This is a genomic window from Leptolyngbya sp. AN10, from assembly GCF_050565645.1.
Taxonomy (GTDB): domain Bacteria; phylum Cyanobacteriota; class Cyanobacteriia; order Leptolyngbyales; family Leptolyngbyaceae; genus Leptolyngbya.
In genome coordinates, this window is record NZ_JBNXVP010000010.1 from 192,471 (window position 1) to 214,011 (window position 21,541).

Below are 21,541 nucleotides of genomic sequence, written 5' to 3' on the forward strand. Positions count from 1 at the left end.
ATCGCTGAAAAACGAACTAGCCCACTAGGACAATACACCTATGAATCCCTATCAATTCGGTGGCAGTTTGCCTGAACACGCAAAAACCTACGTCATTCGGCAAGCGGATACGGAACTGTATGAAAAGCTCAAAGCTGGTGAGTTTTGTTACGTGCTCAACTCACGACAGATGGGCAAATCCAGCCTTCAGATTCGCATCATGCAGCGTCTGAGCACAGAAGGAATTGCCTGTTTAACGATCGACCTATCAAGCATTGGCAATCAGTATCAGTCTCCAGACTTGTGGTATGCCGGAGTCGCTTACGAACTCGCCACTGGTTTCGAGTTGATGAGCACGACGGAATTTGCACAATGGTGGCGCGATCGCACTTGGATGCCACCCGTACAACGTCTCAATGAACTGATAGAACATCACTTGCTTCGGTCTGTAACTCAAAATATTGTGATTTTCATTGATGAAATTGATAGTGTTCTTAGTTTTCAGCATTCGCTGGATGACTTTTTTGCCTTGATTCGCGCTTGTTATAATCGCCGCGCTCGTAAACCAGACTACAATCGCCTCACTTTTGCACTGTTAGGAGTAGCAACCCCGACAGATTTGATTGCTGATCCAAATCGAACTCCTTTTAATATTGGAAGTGCGATCGCGCTTCAAGGCTTCCAACTCTACGAAGTTCCCCCTCTAATAGCAGGCTTAGAAAACCACGTGACAGACCCGGAAGGAACACTCAAAGACATCTTACATTGGACGGGCGGTCAACCATTTCTGACTCAGAAGCTCTGTTGGTTAATGACACAGAAAGCCGCCTCAGTCGATGAATTAGTGCGATCGCATTTAATCCGCAATTGGGAAGCAAATGACCATCCTGAACATCTCAAAACGATTCGTTATCGTCTTCTGAAAAATGAACAACAAGCCGGACGGTTACTCGGCATCTACCAACAGATCCTCAATCACGGGGCAATTTCAGCAGACGATAGTCCAGAGCAAGTAGAACTGAGACTGGCAGGATTGGTAGTGAAACATCAGGGAACGTTGAAAGTCTACAACCGCATTTACCAGGAAGTATTTGATCAAGCCTGGGTGAGCCAGGAACTTGGCAAGCTGAGGATCTACAATGAAGCGATCGTTGCTTGGTTAGCTTCTGATCAACAAGATCATTCTCGCTTGCTCCGAGGTCAAGCTCTGCGGGAAGCTCAAGATTGGGCAATCAATAAACAACTGAGCAATGAAGACTATCAGTTTCTAGCAGCGAGTCAAGAAGCTGAACGGCAACAACTAGAGCTAGAAAAGCTAGAAGCTCAAGTTAACTTTGAGATTGCTCAGACGCAGAAAACCGCGATCGAGCAGTCCAATCAAATCCTAGCAGCAGGTAATCGTAAGGCTAGACAACGAATTCGCATCGGTTCGCTCGTGTTGGGACTCTCGTTAGTAGGAGCTACGATCGCGGGACTATTTGCCCATTCCGCCATCCAACAACAGCGCACTGCTCTGACTGCTACCCGACTAGAACGTGCGGGCACAAGAGCCACTGAACAATTTAAGTCGGATGAACTCACTGCGCTCCTCACTGCGATGGAAAGCGGACAGGAATTAGCGGAACTCGTTAAAGATCGTCGCTCCTTAGCAGACTATCCAACCGTGAGTCCTTTACTGGCATTGCAAACCATTCTGGATCGGATTCAGGAACGCGATCGACTCAAAGTGCCCAGAGAAGGGCGGAACGTTTCGATTAGCCGCGATCGTAAACATGTGCTGAAACAGCAGGAAGATGGAACAATCAGTGTGCAAACCGCTCAAGGAAAACAAATTGCTGTTCTGAAGCCGGATGACACAACTCCATTTGACGACTCCCGACAGGCTTACTTCGGTCAAGATGGACAAACGATCGTGGTATATCACCCGAATGGTCCAGTCACCCTTTGGAATCTGCGCGGACAGCAAATCACGCAAGTGAACCATCCAAAGACCATAAGCGCTCAACCGAGTCCTGATGGTAAGACTTTAGCAACGTGGGCACAGGACAACACGTTGAAACTATGGAATTTGCAGGGAGCGCAAATCACTGAAATAACAGGAGTGCGATTTGGCGCACTCTTCAGTCCAGATAGTCAAACATTTGCAACCTCAGATCGGAGTGGCGTTGTGAGCATCTGGAACCTGCAAGGGCAGAAGCAAACTGAACTGAAGCCAAACGATCGGAGTTTTCCCGACATCCAATTCAGTCCCAATGGCAAATACTTAGCCACTATATCTAGGGGCATTCCAACCCAATCTGATCCGTCAGGAAAGCTAGATACTACACTACAAACTTGGACGGTGGAGGGGCAGCAACTGGGTGAAGTCAAGATACCACAAAGCATTGACTCACTAGGAGGAGTGGCATTTAGTCCAGATGGGAAACAGATCGCTACACCGAACGGTGATGGCATTACTCGAATCTGGAATTTGCAGGGACAAGCCTTGGGTGAACTGAAACAACACCAAGGCGCTGTCAGGGCAGTAGCATTTAGCCCAAATGGAGAACAATTAGCGACTGTTGGTGTAGAGGGAGCGGTTAAAGTTTGGAACCGAAATGGACAACAGCTTGAACAATTTAGCGCTGATTTTCGGTCAGTGAGTGCATCACTGGAATTCAGTCCAGATGGCAAACATCTGATTGCGACTAACTCAGTGGAGGCAGTGTCCCAAACCTGGACGCTTCAGGAACAGAGCTTTTTACACCCAATCGAAGTCCGCGATCGTCATATTCCTGCTGAAATTAGCCCAGATGGAGAACATTTGCTAGTGATGGAGAATAACATCCCTCAGCTCTTGAATCGTCAAGGCAAGCGGTTGATTTCTTTCAATCAAGTACGCAATCTACCCAGCGCCAGCTTTATCGCAGGAGGGAAACAGATTGCTACGTTCGAGTCAGTGCCTCGCCGGACTGGACCGCTACTACCCCCCAACACGGTGCCATCGACTCCAGATCCGGGTGGTTATGACAACACAATACGCACCTGGGATCTGCAAGGACGATTGCTGCATGAAGTCAAGTCCCATTCACCGTTCCGACGAGGAATTGACTTTAATGCAGATGCCCAGTATTTCGTCACAACTGATGCAGAAGCTGTCACGAGCAATGATTTAATCGCTAGATTATGGAACATTCAGGGACAACAACTCACTCAAGTCAAAATTCAAACCGCGATCGATGGAAATGCAGGCAACTTTAGTCCCGATGGAACACGCTGGGCAGTGACCACGCGGGAAGGAAAAATCGAGGTTAGAGATTTACAAGGAAAAACGATCGCAACCCTACAGCAATCCCAAGGTGAGGTGCGACGGCTGGAATTTAGCCCGGACAATCAGCATCTCATCATCGCCAGAAGGGATGGAACTGTTGTGATCTGGCAGACTCAAGGACAACAACTCACTTCCCTCGCGGCACAGTCCGGTAGTAGTTACCAGTTTAAAGTCAGCCCAGATAATCAGCACATTGCTACCATTGGAGAAAGGAGTATTCAACTCTGGAATTTCCGGGGAGAGCCAGTGGCGCAACTGCAAGGTGCGAAGCCAGGTTGGGTAATGCAATTCAGTCCGGATGGTGAGAAGATTGCGATCGCAGCCTACGATGGTACAATCCAACTCTGGAATCTGCAAGGGCAGCAGATTGCTGAATATCAAGGGCATTCTGGCGTTTATACCTCAGGACCCTTGCGGCAAATGCAGTTTAGCTCCGATGGCAAACAGTTAGTCACTACTGGAATCGATGGTAAGGTCGGCGTTTGGTCGATTCGAGACCTCAACCAACTGCTTGCTCAAGGTTGTGACTGGCTGCAAGATTACTTCGAGACTAATCCTGCGGCGTTGGAAAAGCTCAAGGTTTGTCAGGCAAACAGCAATTCAAGCCAAGCGATCGCAACGTTCTCTATCTCGCCCGAAAATCGCCTCAAGCCGAGTGCGCCCACGTTGGCGCTCAAACCACAAACCAGCAACGATCGCGCTTCCTCCAAATAGTCCGAACATAATCAATCTCAGCATCGGACTCGGTTCATATTCAAGTAACCGACTTAAAATCTGCAAGCTCAAAACGATTGCACCAAACCAAAATGCGCGACGTTCTCTAGTGTGCAAACTTTGGCGCAGAGTGACGATCGCCAATAATCCCAACATCACATTGAAGACAAGCGGCGCAAAGATCGGAATCGATTCAATTCTTAAATGCCAGAACTGCACGATCGAACTCACAACCATCATCGATCCGATCATTGCGCTCTTCCAATTCCGTTCTTGAACGAACAGATAAACCCACTGTGCGATCGCAACCGCCGCCAAAATTCCTACACTCGGCAGTGATCGCCATTCCAACAGTCGGCTATACCAACCGGAACTCATCCAAGCTCCATAAAACGAGAACCAATAGAACAATCCACCCAGATAAATCACCGCTAAACGACGAGCGATCGATTGAAATAATTTCCGCTGTTGTCCAAATGTCCAAATCGTGTCGTCATAAGACCAAAGCAACGCAGCCGGAAGCATCAACAAGAGAAACGGTAAAACACTTCCTTTGGTGAGAATTGCACCTAAGTTACTGAGCAGCGATGAGCAAATTGCGATCGCGCTCATGACAAATAATTTCTGCGATCGACATCGATAAGCCAACGGGAGAAAAAGAATCGCAGCCACGATCGGCATTTGTAGCGAAACCGAATCGATCAGCGATAAATCTCGGTTAACTAAACTCTGAGTCCATCCGCTCCAGTAACTTAATCCAATGAGTACGATCGCCCAAATTCCGAATGCAGAATGGCGAAAAAGATATGCGATCGCTAAAACTCCAAGCCCCAGAACAAACAGAACTTCAGCCAACATGTACACTGCGAGAAGCGAGAAAACACGGTATTTCTCCAGCGTCTCACATCTGACCTCAGTATTTTCTGGGAATTATGCCAGCTTAAAGAATTGCCAGGTAAGGAATGGTCAAATAAGTTTCGGCTGAGTTATCTGGCAGAATATTCAGCGTTTGATTGTCTGACTTCAAGCCCATTGCATCCAGGGGAATTCTTCCAACTAAGGCGCTACTTGAATTCGGCAACTCTAAGCATTCAAATGTTCCTGCTCGATCGTGAATCTCAAGACTCACATCCCGAAAGATTCGAGCAGTTTCTATTCCTGTTTCTTTTCGGATCGTCACTTCTCGCGCAAGCTCTAGTCCTAGTTGCTCAATAACATTCGCGGGTAAGCACAACTTAGTTACGTTTGTATCGATTGAAGCATTCTCGATTGTTACCGATCGAACTGCATCCGAAGAAATTACCCCATTTCTTGCCAAGATCTGATCCGCACGATTTGTAACCGTAATTGTTGTATACACTTTGCCCATTTTTGAAAGCTCATTCGTTGCAAAATGCATAGTACCTTCTAAACAGGAAAAGACGATGTTCTTCTATTATCGCGCTGAAAAAGCTGTGCCTGAATAACACCAACTTTTTCAGCGTGAGGACATCCTAACTTTGAGGTGCGCGAACCATTCCTGCCCCGACATCAAACGGATCGAATCCCGCAGCGATGCCTTCTGGAGTCGAATTTCCAATCACACGAGCGGTTAAGTCGAGTGCATTCAATCGTCCACCCTGCGTGAGTTTCTGTGCCCAAAGTGCCGCAACACCGGAAACATGAGGAGCCGCCATACTCGTCCCATTTAGGGCAACCAACCCGCCGCCAGCTTTCGCAGACAAGACTTGTACACCGGGTCCTGACAGATTCGCACCCGTATTTGAGAAAGGCGCGATCGTATATCCTTTATCTCCCCGTCCCAATGCCGCCACCGAAATAATTCCTTCTGAAACCGCAGGGGGCGCGACCGCAATTTCCCAATCTTTATTCGTTTGACGGCGGCTCTCATTTCCTGCTGCTGCCACGAGAATCGTCGCTTGAGCAAAAGACGATCGCGCTTTAGCAAGTCCCGATAAACTCTGGAACAGTTGAATATTGGCACGATAGCCTTCGAGAGCGCGAGAGGTTGCAAGCTCGATCGGTAAACCGCGTCCGACAAAGAATTGCACAAATCCTGGGAAATCAATGCCTAACGACATCGAAATGATGTTTGCACCACTATCAAATGCCCAGAGAATTGCATCGGCAATCTGATCACTAGAGCCGCCTTTCTCTCCGATCACTTTACCGATCAAAGCCTTTTTCACACCCGGTGCAACACCAATCCGAGTATCATCCACAGCGCGACCAAAGATCGTTCCTGCACAGTGAGTTCCGTGTCCGTCTTTATCGCCATCTCCTTCGCCTGTAAAGTCTTTTTGAATAATTTCCATACCCGCGAAAGCAGGATGAGTCGCATCAATTCCTGAATCAAGGACGGAAACGACAACGCCTTCTCCGGTAAAGGGTGAAGTATCGGCTCCCACCGCTTGAACGCCCCAGGCGAATTTGCCTGTAGATTTTGTTTGGGCGGTTAAGTTTGCGATGTTTTCAACGGTCGGTTCAAAGTCTGTGCTTTCAACTTCCACAGGACGAATCAGATTCATCGGCATTACGGGCGCGATCGCAACGACATCGGGATCGCGGTTCAAGGAACTAATATCTTTGCGCTCAAGCTCATCGATCGCGACTTGAAGGCTAGGAGGTGCGGATTGGGCGGATTCGGCACTGGCGGGACCTGCAAAAAAATCGCGAGTTGTCGCGTTCAGGTTTCTCAGAACGATGTGTTTTGTTTTCATGAGGCTTCAAAATAAAGAACTACGATCGCTTCAGGAACAATGGCTTGAGTTACGGAACTCTGCCTTAAGTAAGATTTTGATGACGAGCCTTTAGCATGATATTTCTCTCATCAGAAATGGTGCAGAAAGTTTTGATAGCCGTACCTAGTTTGGTTAGGACACTTCTAAAAAGCCCCCCAGCCCCCAAATTTGGGGGAGCAAGAGTCTTAGGAGATTTCTACGAAAGAGCTTACCGCTTGAAAGACTGCCCTTCGGCTTCGCTCAGGGCGCGATCTCTAGCTGACTGAGCGAAGCCGAAGACAGCGGGTAATTTGTTTTCGATAAATCTCCTTAAGCCCCCAGAATTGGGGGTTTGGGGGCAACTCTGAGGATGTCCTAATCTAAACTTCTACTGCTATGGGATGCGAAAAAGTTTTGCTCAGTGCGATCGTTCTTCGGTATAAACAGACAGAGAGTTTGGGTCTGTTGTGCGCTGGTTCTTCGCTGTTCTATTTGCAATTCTGATTGGGTGTGGGGCGGTTCCCGTTCACGCAGCTTCTTTGGAACGAGTGCCTTTGACATTGGAATTGTTACAGGAAAGATTGCGATCGCCAATTCCAAGTGAAGGAACGCGCATGGTCGATTTGAAGCGAATGTCGATCGATCTGCGTCCCGAAAATGCTGCATTCCGTGATCAGTTCTACAGTCTGGTGCAGGCACAATTGCAAAAACCAGGAGTGCCGCTGGGTTTGGATTTGAGCAATTCGGTGATCGAAGGTGACTTTACCACGAGTAAATTGGGCTTACGCGCACCGATTTATGACGGAGCAGCATTATCGAAATTGTTTACGCCTGCGGAACAGGAACAATTAAAACGCGATCGTAGAAGGCTATATCGATTAAGCACACTATCGCAATCACTATTAATCAAACCAACAGAAACAATAACGCCGCTACAGTTAACAGTATTTCGTGCGCCGATTAAGTTAGCACAAACGCGAATCACAGGATTTGCAGATTTAACGAATACATTTTTTCTCAATCGATTTGAAGCGCAAGGGATTCAATTCCCGTCTGGAGCGGACTTATCTCAATCGCGATTTAGTTTGCCGATGAATTTCGCCAGTGCAAATTTTGGTCGAGAAGTTCAGTTTCGCAACACGATCTTTTTTGCCAAAGCAGAATTCAATCAGGTTCAGTTTCGAGGCGAGGTGAATTTTCAAGGAGCAGAGTTTCAGAACACCGCGAACTTTAATCAATCCGTGTTCTATCAACCTGCAAATTTTACGAGAGTTCAATGGCAAGGAAATGCTGATTTTGCTCAAACAAGGTGGCGCGATCAAGCGAACTTTAGTAAAAATCGATTTGGTCGATCGCTATTTCTCACGGATGCGACATTCGAGAAATCTGCTCTATTCCGAGAATCTCAGTTCAATGCGTTGGCAAATTTGAGAGGTGCAACAATTCTCGATCGAGCCGATTTCAGTTATTGCAGTTTCACCAAAGGCGCATACCTCAATGTTCCAGGACTGAGATTCGATTCTGATAAAGCGAAAATTCTCGGTGATCCAGGACAAATTGGACGCTTTCTTTCTGTTCCAACTTTGCAAGGAAACGAGAATTTACTGCGCGAATTAGTCCGAAATTTCCGACGATTAGAACAGATTGCCGATGCGAATCAGATTGACTATCTCACTCAAACTTTACGATCGCGTCAACTCAAACGCCTACTTTTCGGAACCGATCTGAACACTGCAAATTCAGCCAAATTAAAACAAATCGGATTCAGTGATTCTCAAGCCAATGCCATTATTCAACGTCGCAAAGAGCAACCCTTTCGGAATTTAACTGAATTACTCAGCGTCGATCAAATTGGCATTGCGACTTATATTAACGTTCGCGATCGCGTCATTGCCTCTGATCCGTTACCAACTGCATTGAACATTTGGCGAAAACTCTCGATCGCCTTTCAATGGATCAGTCTCAGTTTGCTTTTACTTCTCAGTCGAAACGGCACAAGTTTTTGGCTAATTTTCGGAATCGGAGTGGTTACAGTTTCTTATTTCAGCGTTTTATTTTGGATTGTCGATCGCGTTCGCAGACGTTTACCCAAACCGATTTTGCCCACCGTTTCCGAACTCATTTCGACTCTTAGTTTTGCAACTGTATTATTTTTAGTTGGCTTAACCGCAGTGATTCAATCGGCAGATCGACCTTTGATCACTCTATTGTGGTTATCGATCGTTGTAATCCCTGTCCCTCTAATTCTCATCGGATTACTCTATCGTCAAGGTCGATATCATCCACTTCTAGAAGTCAGCTATTTCTCAGAAGAAGGCACATTACGACAGTTACGAATTCTCGTCGGTAGACTTCCCACCATTCCGAGATATCCCTTATTTCGAGAGCGATACTTACCGATTCTGTGGGATCGAAAATGGAACTGGCTGAACTATTTCGACTTCAGTTTCAATAACTTCCTCCGATTTGGATTCAACGACATTCGACTCCGCGACGAACACTTACCTGGACTGGTTTCTGCGATCGTCTGGTATCAATGGATATTAGGAACCCTGTATATTGCACTACTATTGTGGACTCTCTCAAGGACGATCCCAGGATTGAACCTCTTGATCTACTTTAGATAGGAAAACAATATAGAGACAGGGTTTCAAAAAAGTGATTCATTTTCGTCTTTGCTTCTAAAATCAATGCAGTTACAAAACAAATTCTTGATTTTGTCCAGTTTGCCCCGGCAAAATCAGGGAAATATGGTTAACATACTGCATTTGGTCAAACACCCATCCTGTGAATGACCCCTAAAAAATTCGCAATTTCTGGTCTCATTGCATACAATTGAAGTCCGAAATTTGCGAAGTTCCGAAGTTCAATCGAGAAAATGGTGTGATGAGGGTACCTGTGAAAAGCGTCAATCAACAACGTCCAATTAAGAAGAAAGCCCAGCCCAATAAACCCAAAGCGGCACAACCCACAAAAGCGGGACAATCCCCTAAACCGGGACAACTCCGCAAGAAAAAACCCGCAAAGCGATCGAAAGGAATGCGATTGCTGTTTATGGCACTTTCTCTCAGTGGGATTGCGATGATTTCTGCCACCGCTGGCGCTCTTTTGGCAGTTTCCCTCGCCAGTACACCATTGATGCAGCGACAACTCTCGCCCTCTGAGGCTTCGATTTTCGGAAAGGGCGATCGCTTTTCCACCCGAATGAGTTTGCAACTCCCTGCCCTCACCCGCCCCGTTAACATTCTCGTTCTCGGTACAAAAGTTCTAACAACTGATGTAAATAACGCACCCGATCACCTCAAGAAACTCCCCTATCATGCGTTAGTCAATTCGTTCGAGGGCTTAACCGATACGATGTTATTGCTCCGATTTGATCCGGAGAACAAGAAAGTTGTGGTGATGTCGATTCCGCGTGATACTCGCACCTTCATCGCAGATCACGGCATGACCAAGATCAATGAAGCGAACTATTACGGTGGTCCTGCACTCAGTGCGAAATCGGTGAGTGAATTGCTTGGGGGAGTCGGTATCGATCGATATATCACCATCAACGTCCAAGGTGTTCAAGCGCTCGTCGATGCGCTCGGTGGCGTAACCGTTCACGTCCCCAAAGATATGAAGTACCAGGACGATAGCCAACGTCTCTACATCAATCTCAAAGCCGGACGGCAAGAGTTAGATGGCAATAAAGTTCTACAACTCTTACGCTATCGGCATGATGAAAATGGCGACATTGGACGAATTCAGCGTCAACAGATAGTGATGCGTGCTTTGATGGAACAGACGTTGAATCCTTCCACTGTTGCCCGTTTTCCAAGCTTGTTAGGCGTTGTACAATCCCACATCGATACAAATCTCACCGTCGAAGAACTGGTCGCACTGACAGGATTTGCCTCGCAGGTGAATCGATCGAATACTAAAATGCTGATGGTTCCCGGCGAATTTAGCTCACCCGGTGAATATAAAGCGAGCTACTGGTTGCCGAATCCCGATCGCATTAAAGGCATGATGGCGCAGTACTTCAATTTCGGGACTTCCAGCCTAGAATCTCCTGAGCCAGCATCAATCAAGATCGCAATTCAAGACAGCACCAAGCAAACCAAGAGTGTCGAAACCGCGATGTCTGCATTAACCAAGGCAGGCTATGGGAACGTTTACGAAGGTCAAGAATGGAGCGAACCGCTGAGTGTGACTCGGATTGTAGCTGAATGGGGCGATGTTGCCAGTGCTGAAGCCATTCGACGTGCTTTAGGGTTTGGAGAAGTCCGAATCGAGAATACGGGCGATCTGCGATCGGATGTAACCGTCCAACTCGGTCGCGATGCCTTACAACCGAGAAAGCCCGTTAAGCGATCGACTTCAGATTCGACTCCAGCCACGCCGCAACCCGCGAATAAACCCTCAAATTAACATTTTATGAATACGCAATTTCGAGGATGATTACTAGGACTTGCGAAAGGATGCTGTCGGAACAACCGTTGAATTTAAGTCGATTCATTTTCACCTGTCAACAATTGACGATTCGCGATGAGATTGCTGATTTAGTCGATCGATTGTATGTAGTGGTTTCTCAAAATTAAACAAGATATTCAGCGCTAAACTAAGAGGATGTTTGAAAAGTATAGAAAGATTATTCACTACGATTGCGTTCCGACCGTGATTGGAAATCACGGTCTATCGGTACAAAGTCCCCTTCAGTGGACTGAAAGCCAGTTTTGATAAACTCTTCAGTCTGTTTCAACAGACTTTGTTCCGATAGCCCCGAATTCCATTCGAGGGGCGATTCAGGCGATGAACGATTCCTTTTCAAACATCCTCTAAGACCAGAAAGCTTTAGGATTAGTCCTGAATGACTGTTTCCCCTCCATCCGGATCAATTCGATCGCGCCTCTACACGCCAGAGGAATATCTCGCGCTGGAAGACCAAGCTGACTTCCGCAGCGAATACCGACAAGGAGAAATCATTCCGATGGCTGGAGGAACCACCAATCACAACCGAATTTCGCTTAATGTCGCAGGCAAATTGAATTCTACATTCGCTGAACAAAATTACGATGTCTTTATGGCAGATGTAAAACTGTGGATTCCCCAGGAGCAGCTTTACAATTATCCAGATGTGATGGTTGTTGTCGGTGAGGTGGAATATTACAACAACCGTCGAGATATTATTTTGAATCCTCAAGTGATTATCGAAGTGTTATCAAAGAAGTGTTATCAAAATCGACTGAGGATTACGACCCTTGCGGTATCTGCGAAGCAGCGCGTTTAGGCAAATTCGCGACTTACCGAACGATTCCAAGCTTTGTTGAGTATGTTCTCATCAATCAGAATCGCATTCAGATCGAGCATTATACAAAACAAGCTGCGAAACGTTGGTCACTTCAAGACATAGATGCCGACGATCGAGAACTCAAACTCGAAAGCATTCCATTCACAATAAGTTTGGATGAGATCTATCGAAAAGTAAATTTTGCGAACGTTGAGCCAAGTCAGAACACTGTTTTAGTTGAAGAAGGGGCAATCGATTGACCGCCCCTCCATTCCCCTATTTATAACTCGGAGCCATGCCAACGGTTCCCGCGTAAACCGCTCGATCGCCTAATTCGTCTTCGATCCGAAGCAGACGATTGTATTTCGCGACTCGTTCACTTCGACAAAGCGATCCGGTTTTAATTTGACCTGCACGAGTGGCTACTGCCAAATCTGCGATCGTCGTATCTTCAGTTTCACCGGAACGATGGCTGATGATCGATCGGAATCCATTTCGCGCACCTAAATCGATCGCTTGTAGCGTTTCCGTGAGTGATCCGATTTGATTCAATTTAATCAAGATCGAATTTCCTGCTTTCTGTTCGATTCCTTTTTGCAGTCGCGTAATATTAGTAACAAACAAATCATCTCCAACTAATTGGCATTTGCTACCAATCTTCTCGGTCAATAACTGCCAGTGTTGCCAATCATCTTCGTGTAATCCATCTTCGATCGACACGATCGGATAACTGCCGACTAACTGTGCCAGATAGTCCACCATTTCGGTCGGTTTATGAGCGGTTCCATCATAGGTGTACTGCCCGTCTTTGTAGAACTCACTCGCAGCCACATCGAGTGCAAGAGCAACTTGTTCACCTGGTTTGTAACCCGCTTTCTCGATCGCCATAATCAACAGATCAAGCGCCGCCTGATTCGATTCTAAATTCGGAGCAAATCCGCCTTCATCGCCCACACCCGTCAGCAGTCCTTTATCATGCAGCACCTTGCTCAGAGAAGCGAACACTTCTGCGCCCCATCTCAAAGCCTCTCGGAATGTCGATGCTCCAACCGGAACGATCATGAACTCTTGAAAATCGACATTATTATCCGCATGAGCACCCCCGTTAATTACATTCATCAACGGCACAGGTAATACATTCGATAACGGTCCACCCAAATAGCGATACAGCGGCAATCCGAGCGCATCCGCTCCTGCTTTCGCCGTTGCTAGTGACACACCAAGAATCGCATTCGCGCCCAAATTCGACTTATTCTGAGACCCATCGATCGAGATCATCGTGCGATCGATTAGCTCTTGATTAATCGCATCTAATCCAAGCAACTTCGGCGTGAGAATCTTCTCAACATTTTCCACCGCTTTGAGGACTCCTTTGCCTCCGTAGCGGCTGGTATCATCATCGCGGAGTTCGTGCGCCTCAAAACTTCCGGTCGAAGCTCCACTCGGAACTTGAGCCAATCCATACGCACCATTGGCAAGCATCACTTCAGCTTCGATCGTCGGACGACCTCTGGAATCGAGAATTTCACGGGCACGAATCGATCCGATCGCGGTGTCTAGGGCATCAATCATAGTGTCAACTCGGTAGTGAACAAGATGGTATTGTTGAGCAAATCAATTTTTGCCTTTGCTTAGAATACGACCTTCCTGTTCCATTCTTGTAGCGAGCTTCACGATCGCGCCCTCAAAGTCAAGGAAAAGTCTTCGGGATCAAGAATTAAACCTGAATTCAAGCTGTTGCAAAATATTCTAATCACGGTTCTGTTTTTTGCAGGTTCTGTTTCTTACAATTGTCGGGGTTTCACCTTTCAGAGTTCTGTATAATCACGCTACAAGTTAACCCGACAGATGATAAAGTCTGCGTATTCTTGCGATCGACGTTCTCCTCGCAAGAACTCTCTCGCTGTTAAAAAATCATGATGAGTTTGTTTAGTCCTTTCAGGGTGGCACAATCCGCGATCGCACCAGAAATCAGAACGCTCGGTATCCGAGAGCAGTACCGCGATCGCTATTGGCTCAAACGCGATCCGATATACCGCGATCGACTATTGTGGAGAGCGCAATCGTTTCGACACATGGTTCACTTGCTGCCGGGACAAACAATTCTGGAGTTGGGCTGTGGGTGCGGTTTATTTACTCAATCCTTAGCGCAAGTGTCTCGCGGAGAAAATCCGATTACGGCAGTGACGTTTAACGCTGAGATGAACGCGCCAGAACCGCGTCCAGGTTCAGTTCGATTTGTCAATGCGACGCTTGAACCTGAAGCCCTCGAAGGACAGCAATTTGACTACGTTGTGGCGATGGATTTGCTCGATGCGGAGAACTGCGCCTGGTTTCTGCAAAATGTACACGAACTTCTAAAACCCGGTGGACAAATTCTCTTTTACGAAAGCAATCCCTGGAATCCGGTACTGCGATTTAGACGCTTGCTCTCTCAGTGGTCAGGACAAAAAGATCCGCGTCACTTGATCAGTCGTCCGAAGCTGTATGAGTTAATTTCTGAATTGGGCTTTATTCGGGTTTTTGCGATTTTCAATGACTTCGTTTATCCGCCGCTCAATCGTCCTTTAATCTGGTTTTTGCGAAATCTATCTATTCTGCTGGAGAATACACCCATTCTGCAAACGTTTGCAGGGTCAATCCTCGTTCATGCTCAAAAGCCGCCTCGAATCGTTCCCCGCCCCAATCAATCCCTGTGTGAATATGAATCGCTGCGAAAAGCAGTGTCGATCGTCATTCCTTGCCACAACGAGGAAATGAACATTCAACCCTTGATCACGCTGCTTCAGGAGCTTTACGGCGACTATATTCATGAAATTATTCCAGTCGATGACAACAGCAAAGACCGCACAGGGATGATTTTGCAGCAACTTGCTGAAACTGATTCAACGATTAAACCTGTGTATCGGACACCCCCGAATGGAGTGGGTCGAGCGATCGCAGAAGGGTATCGAGTTGCCACAGGTCAGTATGTTCTCTCAATGGACTGTGATTTTCAGCATCTGTTACCTGAGCTTCGAGATCTATTTGATGCAGCAGCACAGAACTATGATGTCGTCGTGGGAAGTCGCTTTTCTCGCCATAGTGTGTTGTTGAACTATCCGATTCAGAAAATTCTTGCCAATCGGGGCTTTCATTTCCTCGCTCGGTTTTTGTTTCTGGGCAGTGATATTCGGGATTTAACTAATAATTTGAAGCTGATGCGGCGGGAAGTCGTCGAGCAGCTACAACTCACACAGCCCGGATTTGCGATCAATGCTGAAACAGGTCTTCAACCGCTGTTAATGGGCTATTCGGTGAAAGAAGTTCCGATTTCCTGGATTAATCGCACACCCGACATGGGAGTGTCTTCATTTCGATTAGTCAAAGTAGGAGGGGGATACTGGCAAGTCTTGTTTCGGCTTTGGCTGAAAACGATCGTTGATCCACGCTTCAGAAGGAAATACCAGCGGATTTCAAAACATGAGCGCACGAACTGATTGGGTCTATCTTCTTATCATCAGTAGTCTCTGGATTAGCGCGATCGCTGTCGCCAATCCGATCGGTAACTTCCCTCTCAATGATGACTGGGCTTACGGTTGGACCGTTCAGCAACTTCTGGAAACTGGAACTTACCAATTGTCAGACTGGACCGCGACCAATCTCTTGTCTCAAGTCATTTGGGGAACGCTGTTCTGTCTGCCCTTCGGCTTTTCATTCACAGCCCTGCGGATTTCAGCGTTAGTCTTAGGACTGGTTGGAGCGCTCTCGACTTATGGATTGTTGAGAGAAACGAAAGCGACTCCTGAACTGTCCTTGTTTGGTGCTCTCGTCGTTGCATTTAATCCAATCTACTTTGTTGCTGCTCATTCGTTTAATAGCGATGTGCCTTCGTTTGCATTTGCGATCGCGTCTCTCTACTTTCTGATTCGCGCACTGAGAACTGATTCAAGGCTTGCACTGGTTTTAGGGACGCTGCTCTCTTTAGTTTCGGTGCTGAATCGGCAGTCTGGAATCGTGGTGCTGATTGGGTTTGGAGTTGCAGCGATCGCGAAAAAAGGCTTTAACTTCCGCACCGTTCGATTTGCTTTCTTACCTGCTTTTTTAGGATTCACGGCACAATTCGCTTACTCTCACTGGCTGAAAGTAACGGATAACACTCCAATTTTGTATGGTTTGCAAATTCAGAGCTTACAAGAAACCTTTGTCCAAGGAAACACGCTTCAAACTTACGTGACGAATATTGGGATCATGTCTGTTTACTTAGGCTTGTTCCTCGCTCCTTTTTTGGTGATTGACTTTCCCGTTTGGCTCAAATCCTCTTCAAGACGCTTGGTGCTTCTTCTCATGATAGGCATCGGGTTCATGCTTGTTCTCCATGATCAACAGATGCCACTTGCAGGTAATATTCTACAAACTTACAACTTAGGAACTCAGGCATTAAAGGGCTATGATTCTTTGAATGTACAGACGCAGAGCGCGATCGGATACTTCTGGAAGCTGATGACGATCGCGGGTTGTGTCAGTGCGGGTATGTTGATCAGCGTTTTGCTTGCAGCACTGTTGAGGAGTGTTAGAACCGCGAATTGGCTTCTGGTCTTTGCATTGTCTGTGATTGCGCTTTACTGGGGTGCGATCGCAGGATTAAACCTCAACTACTGGTTCGATCGCTATCTAATCTTTCTCATTCCAGTGCTGATACTCTTAGTTTCAGAACAAGCGCTTTCTAGAAGATTAACTGCAATCTCGCTGATTTTTCTAATCGGTTTTTCTGGGTTCTCGATCGCTGGATCTCACGACTATCTGACCTGGAACCGAGTGCGATGGCAAGCACTCAACGGCTTAGTACAAGACAAAGGGATTTCACCGGAACAAATTAATGGCGGTTTCGAGTTTAATGGTTGGCACTTTGGCAATCGATTAGAAACTTGTAGTTCTAAGTATCGAATCCAGCCTCGACCCAAAGTTGCAGCTTGGGCAGATTTTGATTGTCTCTGGGCAACCTGGATAGAAACTGGCAGAAAGTATTCCTATACTGTAAGCTTTGTGCCTCAAGCTGGATATGAAATCGAGCAGCAATATTTTTTCAGACGATGGCTTCCTTGGAAGCAAGAACAATTGTATGTTCTTAGAAAGAACTGATTCACCAGAGGGAACAAGATGAGTCAATCGATCGAATGGACTTCTGAAGCAGAAGCAAAATTAAAAGAGATTCCTTTCTTTGTGCGTCCGGCAGCCCGGAAAAAGATTGAAAAATTCGCTCAAGAAATGGGAGCCACGCAGATTACACCTGAAATTTATGATCAGGCGAAACAGAGGTTCGGTAGTTAAAACTGACAAAGATGGCGATGTTCTTCCATTTCAACATTGGTTTGCAAATAATCTCCAACCCAATCACAGGCGTAAACGATCGGATCAAGCGATCGAATTTTCTGCAAATCCCAAAGAATCACCATGCCATCGTCGCCGCCTGAAGCCAGATGGAGACCGTCTGCACTAAACGCCAGACTAACGACGATGCCCCGATGACCCGGTAGAGTTCTTAATAGCGCTCCAGTCGCACTCCAGAGCTTTACCGTATTGTCAATTCCCGCCGTTGCGATCGTTTTCCCATCCGGGCTAAATGCCACTCGCGTCAATCCCCGACTCTGGGCTGGAATCGTTTTGATCAACCTTCCATCGGGTCGCCATAATTTCAGCGTGTCATCTCGACTGGCAGACGCAATCATCGTTCCATCGGGACTAATCGCAGTGCCCCAGACCGCTCCTTGTCCGGGTAAAGTTGCGATCGCTTTTCCCTCAGTTGTCCAAAGTTTCACCGAGCCATCCTCACTCGCAGATGCGATCGTCGTTCCCGCTGAATTAAACGCAAGCTTCCAGATTCGCTCATCGTGTGCGGTGAATTTACGAATTGGCTTTCCCTCGATCGTCCAAATTCGGATTGTGCGATCGTCACCTGCGGACGCGATCGTGTTTCCATCGGGACTGACTGCCACACCGTACACGCTCGCTTCATGCCCATTGAACGTTCGGATCTGCCGAATCGCAAAAGGTTCACTCAACTGCCAAACTTGGACAGTCCGATTCATATCTCCGGTGACGAGAATGCGGCTATCTGCGCTAAAAGTAACGGTCCGAAATCCAGCGTCTTGTCCCTGGATTGTTTGAAGCAATGTGCCATTGGAAGTCCAAAGTTTCAGAGTGCCATCTCCGCTTACGGTTGCAATCCATTTTCCGTTCGGACTCGTTGCTACTTCCCAGATCACATCCTGATGACCGTGGAGCGGTTTCAGCAGGTATTGATTTTGCCGCCAGAGCTTCACTGTACCGTCATCACTTGCAGACGCTAACATCAGACCATCCGCGCTCAAAGCCACATCTCGAATCACAGCATTGTGTCGTTTCAGATGTCGAACAAAGGTTCCATCTGATTTCCACAGACTCACCATATTATCTGTTCCACTGGTGGCAATGTAGTGACCATTCAAACTACAAGTTACACCGATCATCGGGCGTTCTCCTTGTAGGGTTCTCACTAAGTTCCCGTCTGAATTCCAGACTTTTGCAGTACGATCGCTACTCACAGAAACAATCAGATTCTTCTGTGGGCAAAACGCGACATCCCAGACAGCGCCTTGATGCCCTGACAGGGTTTTGAGTAACTTCCCGCTCACCGTCCAGAGTTTAATCGTTTGATCTACTCCTGCGGACGCGATCGTTTGACCGTCTGGGCTAAATGCAGCATTCCAAACCGCCTTTGAATGTCCGCGTAACGTTGCTTTCAAGCTTCCATCCAATGCCCAAACTTTCACGGTCTTGTCACCACTCGCGGAAGCAATGGAGCGACCATCAGGACTAATCGCAATGCCCCAGACCGGAGCTTGATGTGCCTGAATTATTTTTAATCGAGTGCCATCTGTTTTCCAAACATTGACTGTTCCATCTAAGCTACCAGTGACGATCGTAGAACTATCAGAGCTAATTGCCACTCGATGCACAGTCGCAGAATGTTGAAGCGTTCTTAGCAATGCGCCATCTCGGTTCCAGATTTTTACAGTTTTATCATTGCTGCCTGTGACAACAATCGAACTATCTGAACTAATTGCAACACTCAGAACAGCACCTTGATGCCCGATTAAGCGATTGAATTCATTGTTGCCGTACACAGTTTGCCGCAGAGCAGATTCGACTTGCGCCACCAGTTGAGCAGGAACTCGATCGAGCGTTTGTAATTGCCGTTGAGCTTTGATCGCATCAATCATCGCGTCTAATTGTCGATCGGATGCAAATAGACCGATCGACGAAGAAGCTAAGGCTCTAATTTCACTCAGTTTTGCTTCGCGATATTGTTGAAAGGCAACTCCACTCATTGCAAGCGCGATCGCAGCAAGTCCGCCTAAACTTCCAAGCAACATCCGCTGCAATTTCACAATTCTACGTTCTTGCACGAATCGAGCCTGAATTTCTGTGGCTCTGGAAGCTTCTAAAGCGTGTTGAACTTCTCGTCGATCGTATTGTTCACTGGCTGAAAGAAACCAATAGTCTAGATCGCTCAAATGCTTTCCCTGGCTCCATTGTTGAGCATCGATCAGCGCTTGTCCCCGTAGCAATCGAGATTCATCCATTTGCTCAGAATTCATCCAAGCATTAAACGTCTCTGAATAGGGGCGCAATCTACCTAACTGTTGGTTCACCCAGTCCAAAGTAAAAATCTCTTGATAAATCCGATTTTTAACTTGCAAAGTTCCCTGTCTCTTTTCAACTAAACCTGTAAGAGTCAGTTCAGTCTGCTCTAAGCTGTCATCGCTTTCGAGTCCTTGATTCTGCAAAAGACGCTGATAGAGTCCGAGTAATCGCCCTGCCCATTGTTCTCGCAACAATAAGCGATCGCGGATCGTTCTTAAGTGTTCGGGTTCATCTTGACTTTCCCAATGCTGTAACACCTGAGTTTGTACCAGTTGATCAATCCATTGCAGCAAATCAACCTTACTATCAGGCGGATATGTATTTTGAACAAGATTGCAGAGCTTTTGAGTGAGAAAGGGTTGTCCCCCAGTCCAATCGAGAATTCGCTGCAAGATGATTTCAGGATGCGGAAAATTGAGCAATCCTCGCAGGAGTGGCGAAGTTTCTGCCCACTGAAAACCCTGAAGCGCGATCGCTTGTCCGATATTAAACGGAGTTCGAGTTCGATCGGCAATCAGATCACTCGGTGTTGTCACTCCAATGAGACAAAATGTAAGCCGCTGATAACTCGGATTGTCCGATCGCTTATTGAAACAAGTCCGAATCAATGCAAAGAAGTCATCGGTGGAGAATTTGAGACTGAGAACGCTATCGATTTCATCAATGAAAATGACGATCGATTCGTGAACTTGCGCGAGTAGAACCGTTTCGATAAATTCGCCCAACCGATTCACTTGTGAGAGATGCGCCTGAGCATTCCACCACTGAGAAAGCGAAACTCTGAGTTGAAAGCGCTTGACCAGAGAAGCTGCGATCGTGGCATACCATTGGTCGATCGTGATGTGTTGCGTTCCAATTTCGGTTAAATCGATCGTGACGCAGCTCATTCCTTCCGATTGCAATCGCAGTGCGGTTTGAACCCGCAAGCTCGATTTTCCCATTTGTCGGGCATTGAGAACATAGCAAAATTCTCTCTGTCGTAGCGCTTGAAAGAGATAGAGATCGGCTTGCCGATACACGTAACTTGCTGATTGAGGCGGTAGGCTGCCTCCAACTTGATAGACAGGCTTGGGATAGTCAGAGGTAAACACGATCGATTGAGAGGGAGCATCACCCTAGCACTCTATCAAATGCCGAAGTGACTCTAACAGGATCATTTGGCTGAATGATGTGCAGTACAATATTTCCAAACTCTGGGATTTTGCAAAGTCGATCAATGAATAAATAAATAGTGACAATAGTAGTTAAAGGGACTGATTGCTTTCTTAAGTTGCTTTTTTGAACAATTAATTTCCTCAAATGTTGTTGAATACGATCGGATCTCTACGTGTCAGAAATCTACTACGCAAACCGCACTACTCTAAGTCTAAGAGGGTGTTTGAAAAGTCATCGTTCATCGCCTCAATCACCCCTCGAATGGAATTCGGGGCTATCGGAACAAAGTCTGTTGAAACAGACTGAAGAGTAGATGACGATTGGCTTTCAGTCCCCTTTAGTGGACTTTCTCCGATAGACCGTGATTGGAAATCACGGGCGGAACGCAATTGCAGCGAAGAGTCTTTCTATATTTTTCAAACACCCTCTAAGAGGGTGTTTGAGGAATAATCGTTCATCGCATTCACCCGCCCGGAAATGAATCTCCGGGCTAATCGGGGGAAGCCCACTAAACTGGGCTAAGAACTCCGAATTGCGCTCCTAGCCCGCTTCAGCGGGGTTTCTTCCATTAGCCCGGAGATTCATTTCCGGGCGGACTGGCAACGCAGCAAAGCCGCTTTTTATACTTTTCAAACACCCTCTTAGTGTCAATGATTACGAACCCCACTTAAACCATAAACTTATGAGAAATTTTCAGTTTTTCTTAAGAATAGTGATTTGTGATAC

The 21,541-nt window shown here is 46.8% G+C and carries 13 protein-coding genes; 8 read left to right on the top strand and 5 right to left on the bottom strand.

What is annotated here, in order from left to right:
• Nucleotides 1–40 precede the first annotated feature (40 nt).
• Nucleotides 41–4,003 carry an AAA-like domain-containing protein gene (locus tag ACQ4M5_RS16410; RefSeq protein ID WP_430676719.1) on the top strand — a complete coding sequence of 1,321 codons (3,963 nt, stop codon included), beginning with the start codon at nt 41–43 and terminating at the stop codon, nt 4,001–4,003.
• On the opposite strand, the gene ACQ4M5_RS16415 is transcribed toward ACQ4M5_RS16410, so the two are convergent.
• The 3 genes from ACQ4M5_RS16415 to ACQ4M5_RS16425 all read right to left on the bottom strand — a co-directional run bounded on the left by ACQ4M5_RS16415 (nt 3,890) and on the right by ACQ4M5_RS16425 (nt 6,723).
• Entirely contained in the window at nt 3,890–4,861 is a 972-nt protein-coding gene (locus tag ACQ4M5_RS16415) for a hypothetical protein (protein ID WP_430676720.1), read from the bottom strand. The genes ACQ4M5_RS16410 and ACQ4M5_RS16415 overlap by 114 nt on opposite strands.
• Nucleotides 4,862–4,943: 82 nt before the next feature.
• Nucleotides 4,944–5,372 (bottom strand): aspartyl protease, encoded by a 429-nt coding sequence (locus ACQ4M5_RS16420; protein WP_430676721.1) that lies wholly within the window; start codon nt 5,370–5,372, stop codon nt 4,944–4,946.
• A gap of 124 nt (nt 5,373–5,496) precedes the next feature.
• Nucleotides 5,497–6,723, bottom strand: a complete 1,227-nt coding sequence (locus tag ACQ4M5_RS16425) for a S8 family peptidase (protein WP_430676722.1) — start codon at nt 6,721–6,723, stop codon at nt 5,497–5,499.
• A 467-nt stretch (nt 6,724–7,190) separates the two neighbouring features.
• Between ACQ4M5_RS16425 and ACQ4M5_RS16430 the strand changes: the two genes are divergently transcribed.
• The 4 genes from ACQ4M5_RS16430 to ACQ4M5_RS16445 all read left to right on the top strand — a co-directional run bounded on the left by ACQ4M5_RS16430 (nt 7,191) and on the right by ACQ4M5_RS16445 (nt 12,255).
• On the top strand, nt 7,191–9,350 hold the full coding sequence (locus tag ACQ4M5_RS16430) for a pentapeptide repeat-containing protein (RefSeq protein ID WP_430676723.1): 2,160 nt from the start codon (nt 7,191–7,193) through the stop codon (nt 9,348–9,350).
• A 271-nt stretch (nt 9,351–9,621) separates the two neighbouring features.
• Nucleotides 9,622–11,136, top strand: a complete 1,515-nt coding sequence (locus ACQ4M5_RS16435; RefSeq protein WP_430676724.1) for an LCP family protein — start codon at nt 9,622–9,624, stop codon at nt 11,134–11,136.
• Nucleotides 11,137–11,575: 439 nt separating this feature from the next.
• On the top strand, nt 11,576–11,995 hold the full coding sequence (locus tag ACQ4M5_RS16440) for a Uma2 family endonuclease (protein ID WP_430676725.1): 420 nt from the start codon (nt 11,576–11,578) through the stop codon (nt 11,993–11,995).
• The gene (locus ACQ4M5_RS16445; protein WP_430676726.1) at nt 11,935–12,255 is read left to right on the top strand and encodes a hypothetical protein; all 321 of its coding nucleotides are present in this window, start codon (nt 11,935–11,937) and stop codon (nt 12,253–12,255) included. The genes ACQ4M5_RS16440 and ACQ4M5_RS16445 overlap by 61 nt, the downstream gene beginning before the upstream one ends.
• Nucleotides 12,256–12,271: 16 nt before the next feature.
• On the opposite strand, the gene eno is transcribed toward ACQ4M5_RS16445, so the two are convergent.
• A complete protein-coding gene (eno, locus tag ACQ4M5_RS16450) occupies nt 12,272–13,567 on the bottom strand; it encodes a phosphopyruvate hydratase (protein ID WP_430676727.1) in 1,296 nt (431 codons plus the stop codon).
• Between the two features lie 344 nt (nt 13,568–13,911).
• On the opposite strand from eno, the gene ACQ4M5_RS16455 reads away from it, so the two are divergent.
• Genes ACQ4M5_RS16455 through ACQ4M5_RS16465 form a run of 3 tightly spaced genes read left to right on the top strand, consistent with a single transcriptional unit; the run spans nt 13,912 to nt 17,305 of the window.
• Nucleotides 13,912–15,474, top strand: coding sequence for a glycosyltransferase (locus ACQ4M5_RS16455; protein WP_430676728.1), 1,563 nt, complete (start codon nt 13,912–13,914; stop codon nt 15,472–15,474).
• Complete coding sequence (locus ACQ4M5_RS16460) at nt 15,458–17,116, top strand: glycosyltransferase family 39 protein (RefSeq protein WP_430676729.1); 1,659 nt, start codon at nt 15,458–15,460, stop codon at nt 17,114–17,116. Before ACQ4M5_RS16455 ends, ACQ4M5_RS16460 begins: the two co-directional genes overlap by 17 nt.
• Nucleotides 17,117–17,134: 18 nt before the next feature.
• Nucleotides 17,135–17,305 carry a PCP reductase family protein gene (locus tag ACQ4M5_RS16465; RefSeq protein ID WP_430676730.1) on the top strand — a complete coding sequence of 57 codons (171 nt, stop codon included), beginning with the start codon at nt 17,135–17,137 and terminating at the stop codon, nt 17,303–17,305.
• On the opposite strand, the gene ACQ4M5_RS16470 is transcribed toward ACQ4M5_RS16465, so the two are convergent.
• The gene (locus ACQ4M5_RS16470; RefSeq protein ID WP_430676731.1) at nt 17,302–20,751 is read right to left on the bottom strand and encodes an AAA-like domain-containing protein; all 3,450 of its coding nucleotides are present in this window, start codon (nt 20,749–20,751) and stop codon (nt 17,302–17,304) included. The two genes, ACQ4M5_RS16465 and ACQ4M5_RS16470, sit on opposite strands and share 4 nt — an antisense overlap.
• Between the last annotated feature and the right edge of the window lie 790 nt (nt 20,752–21,541).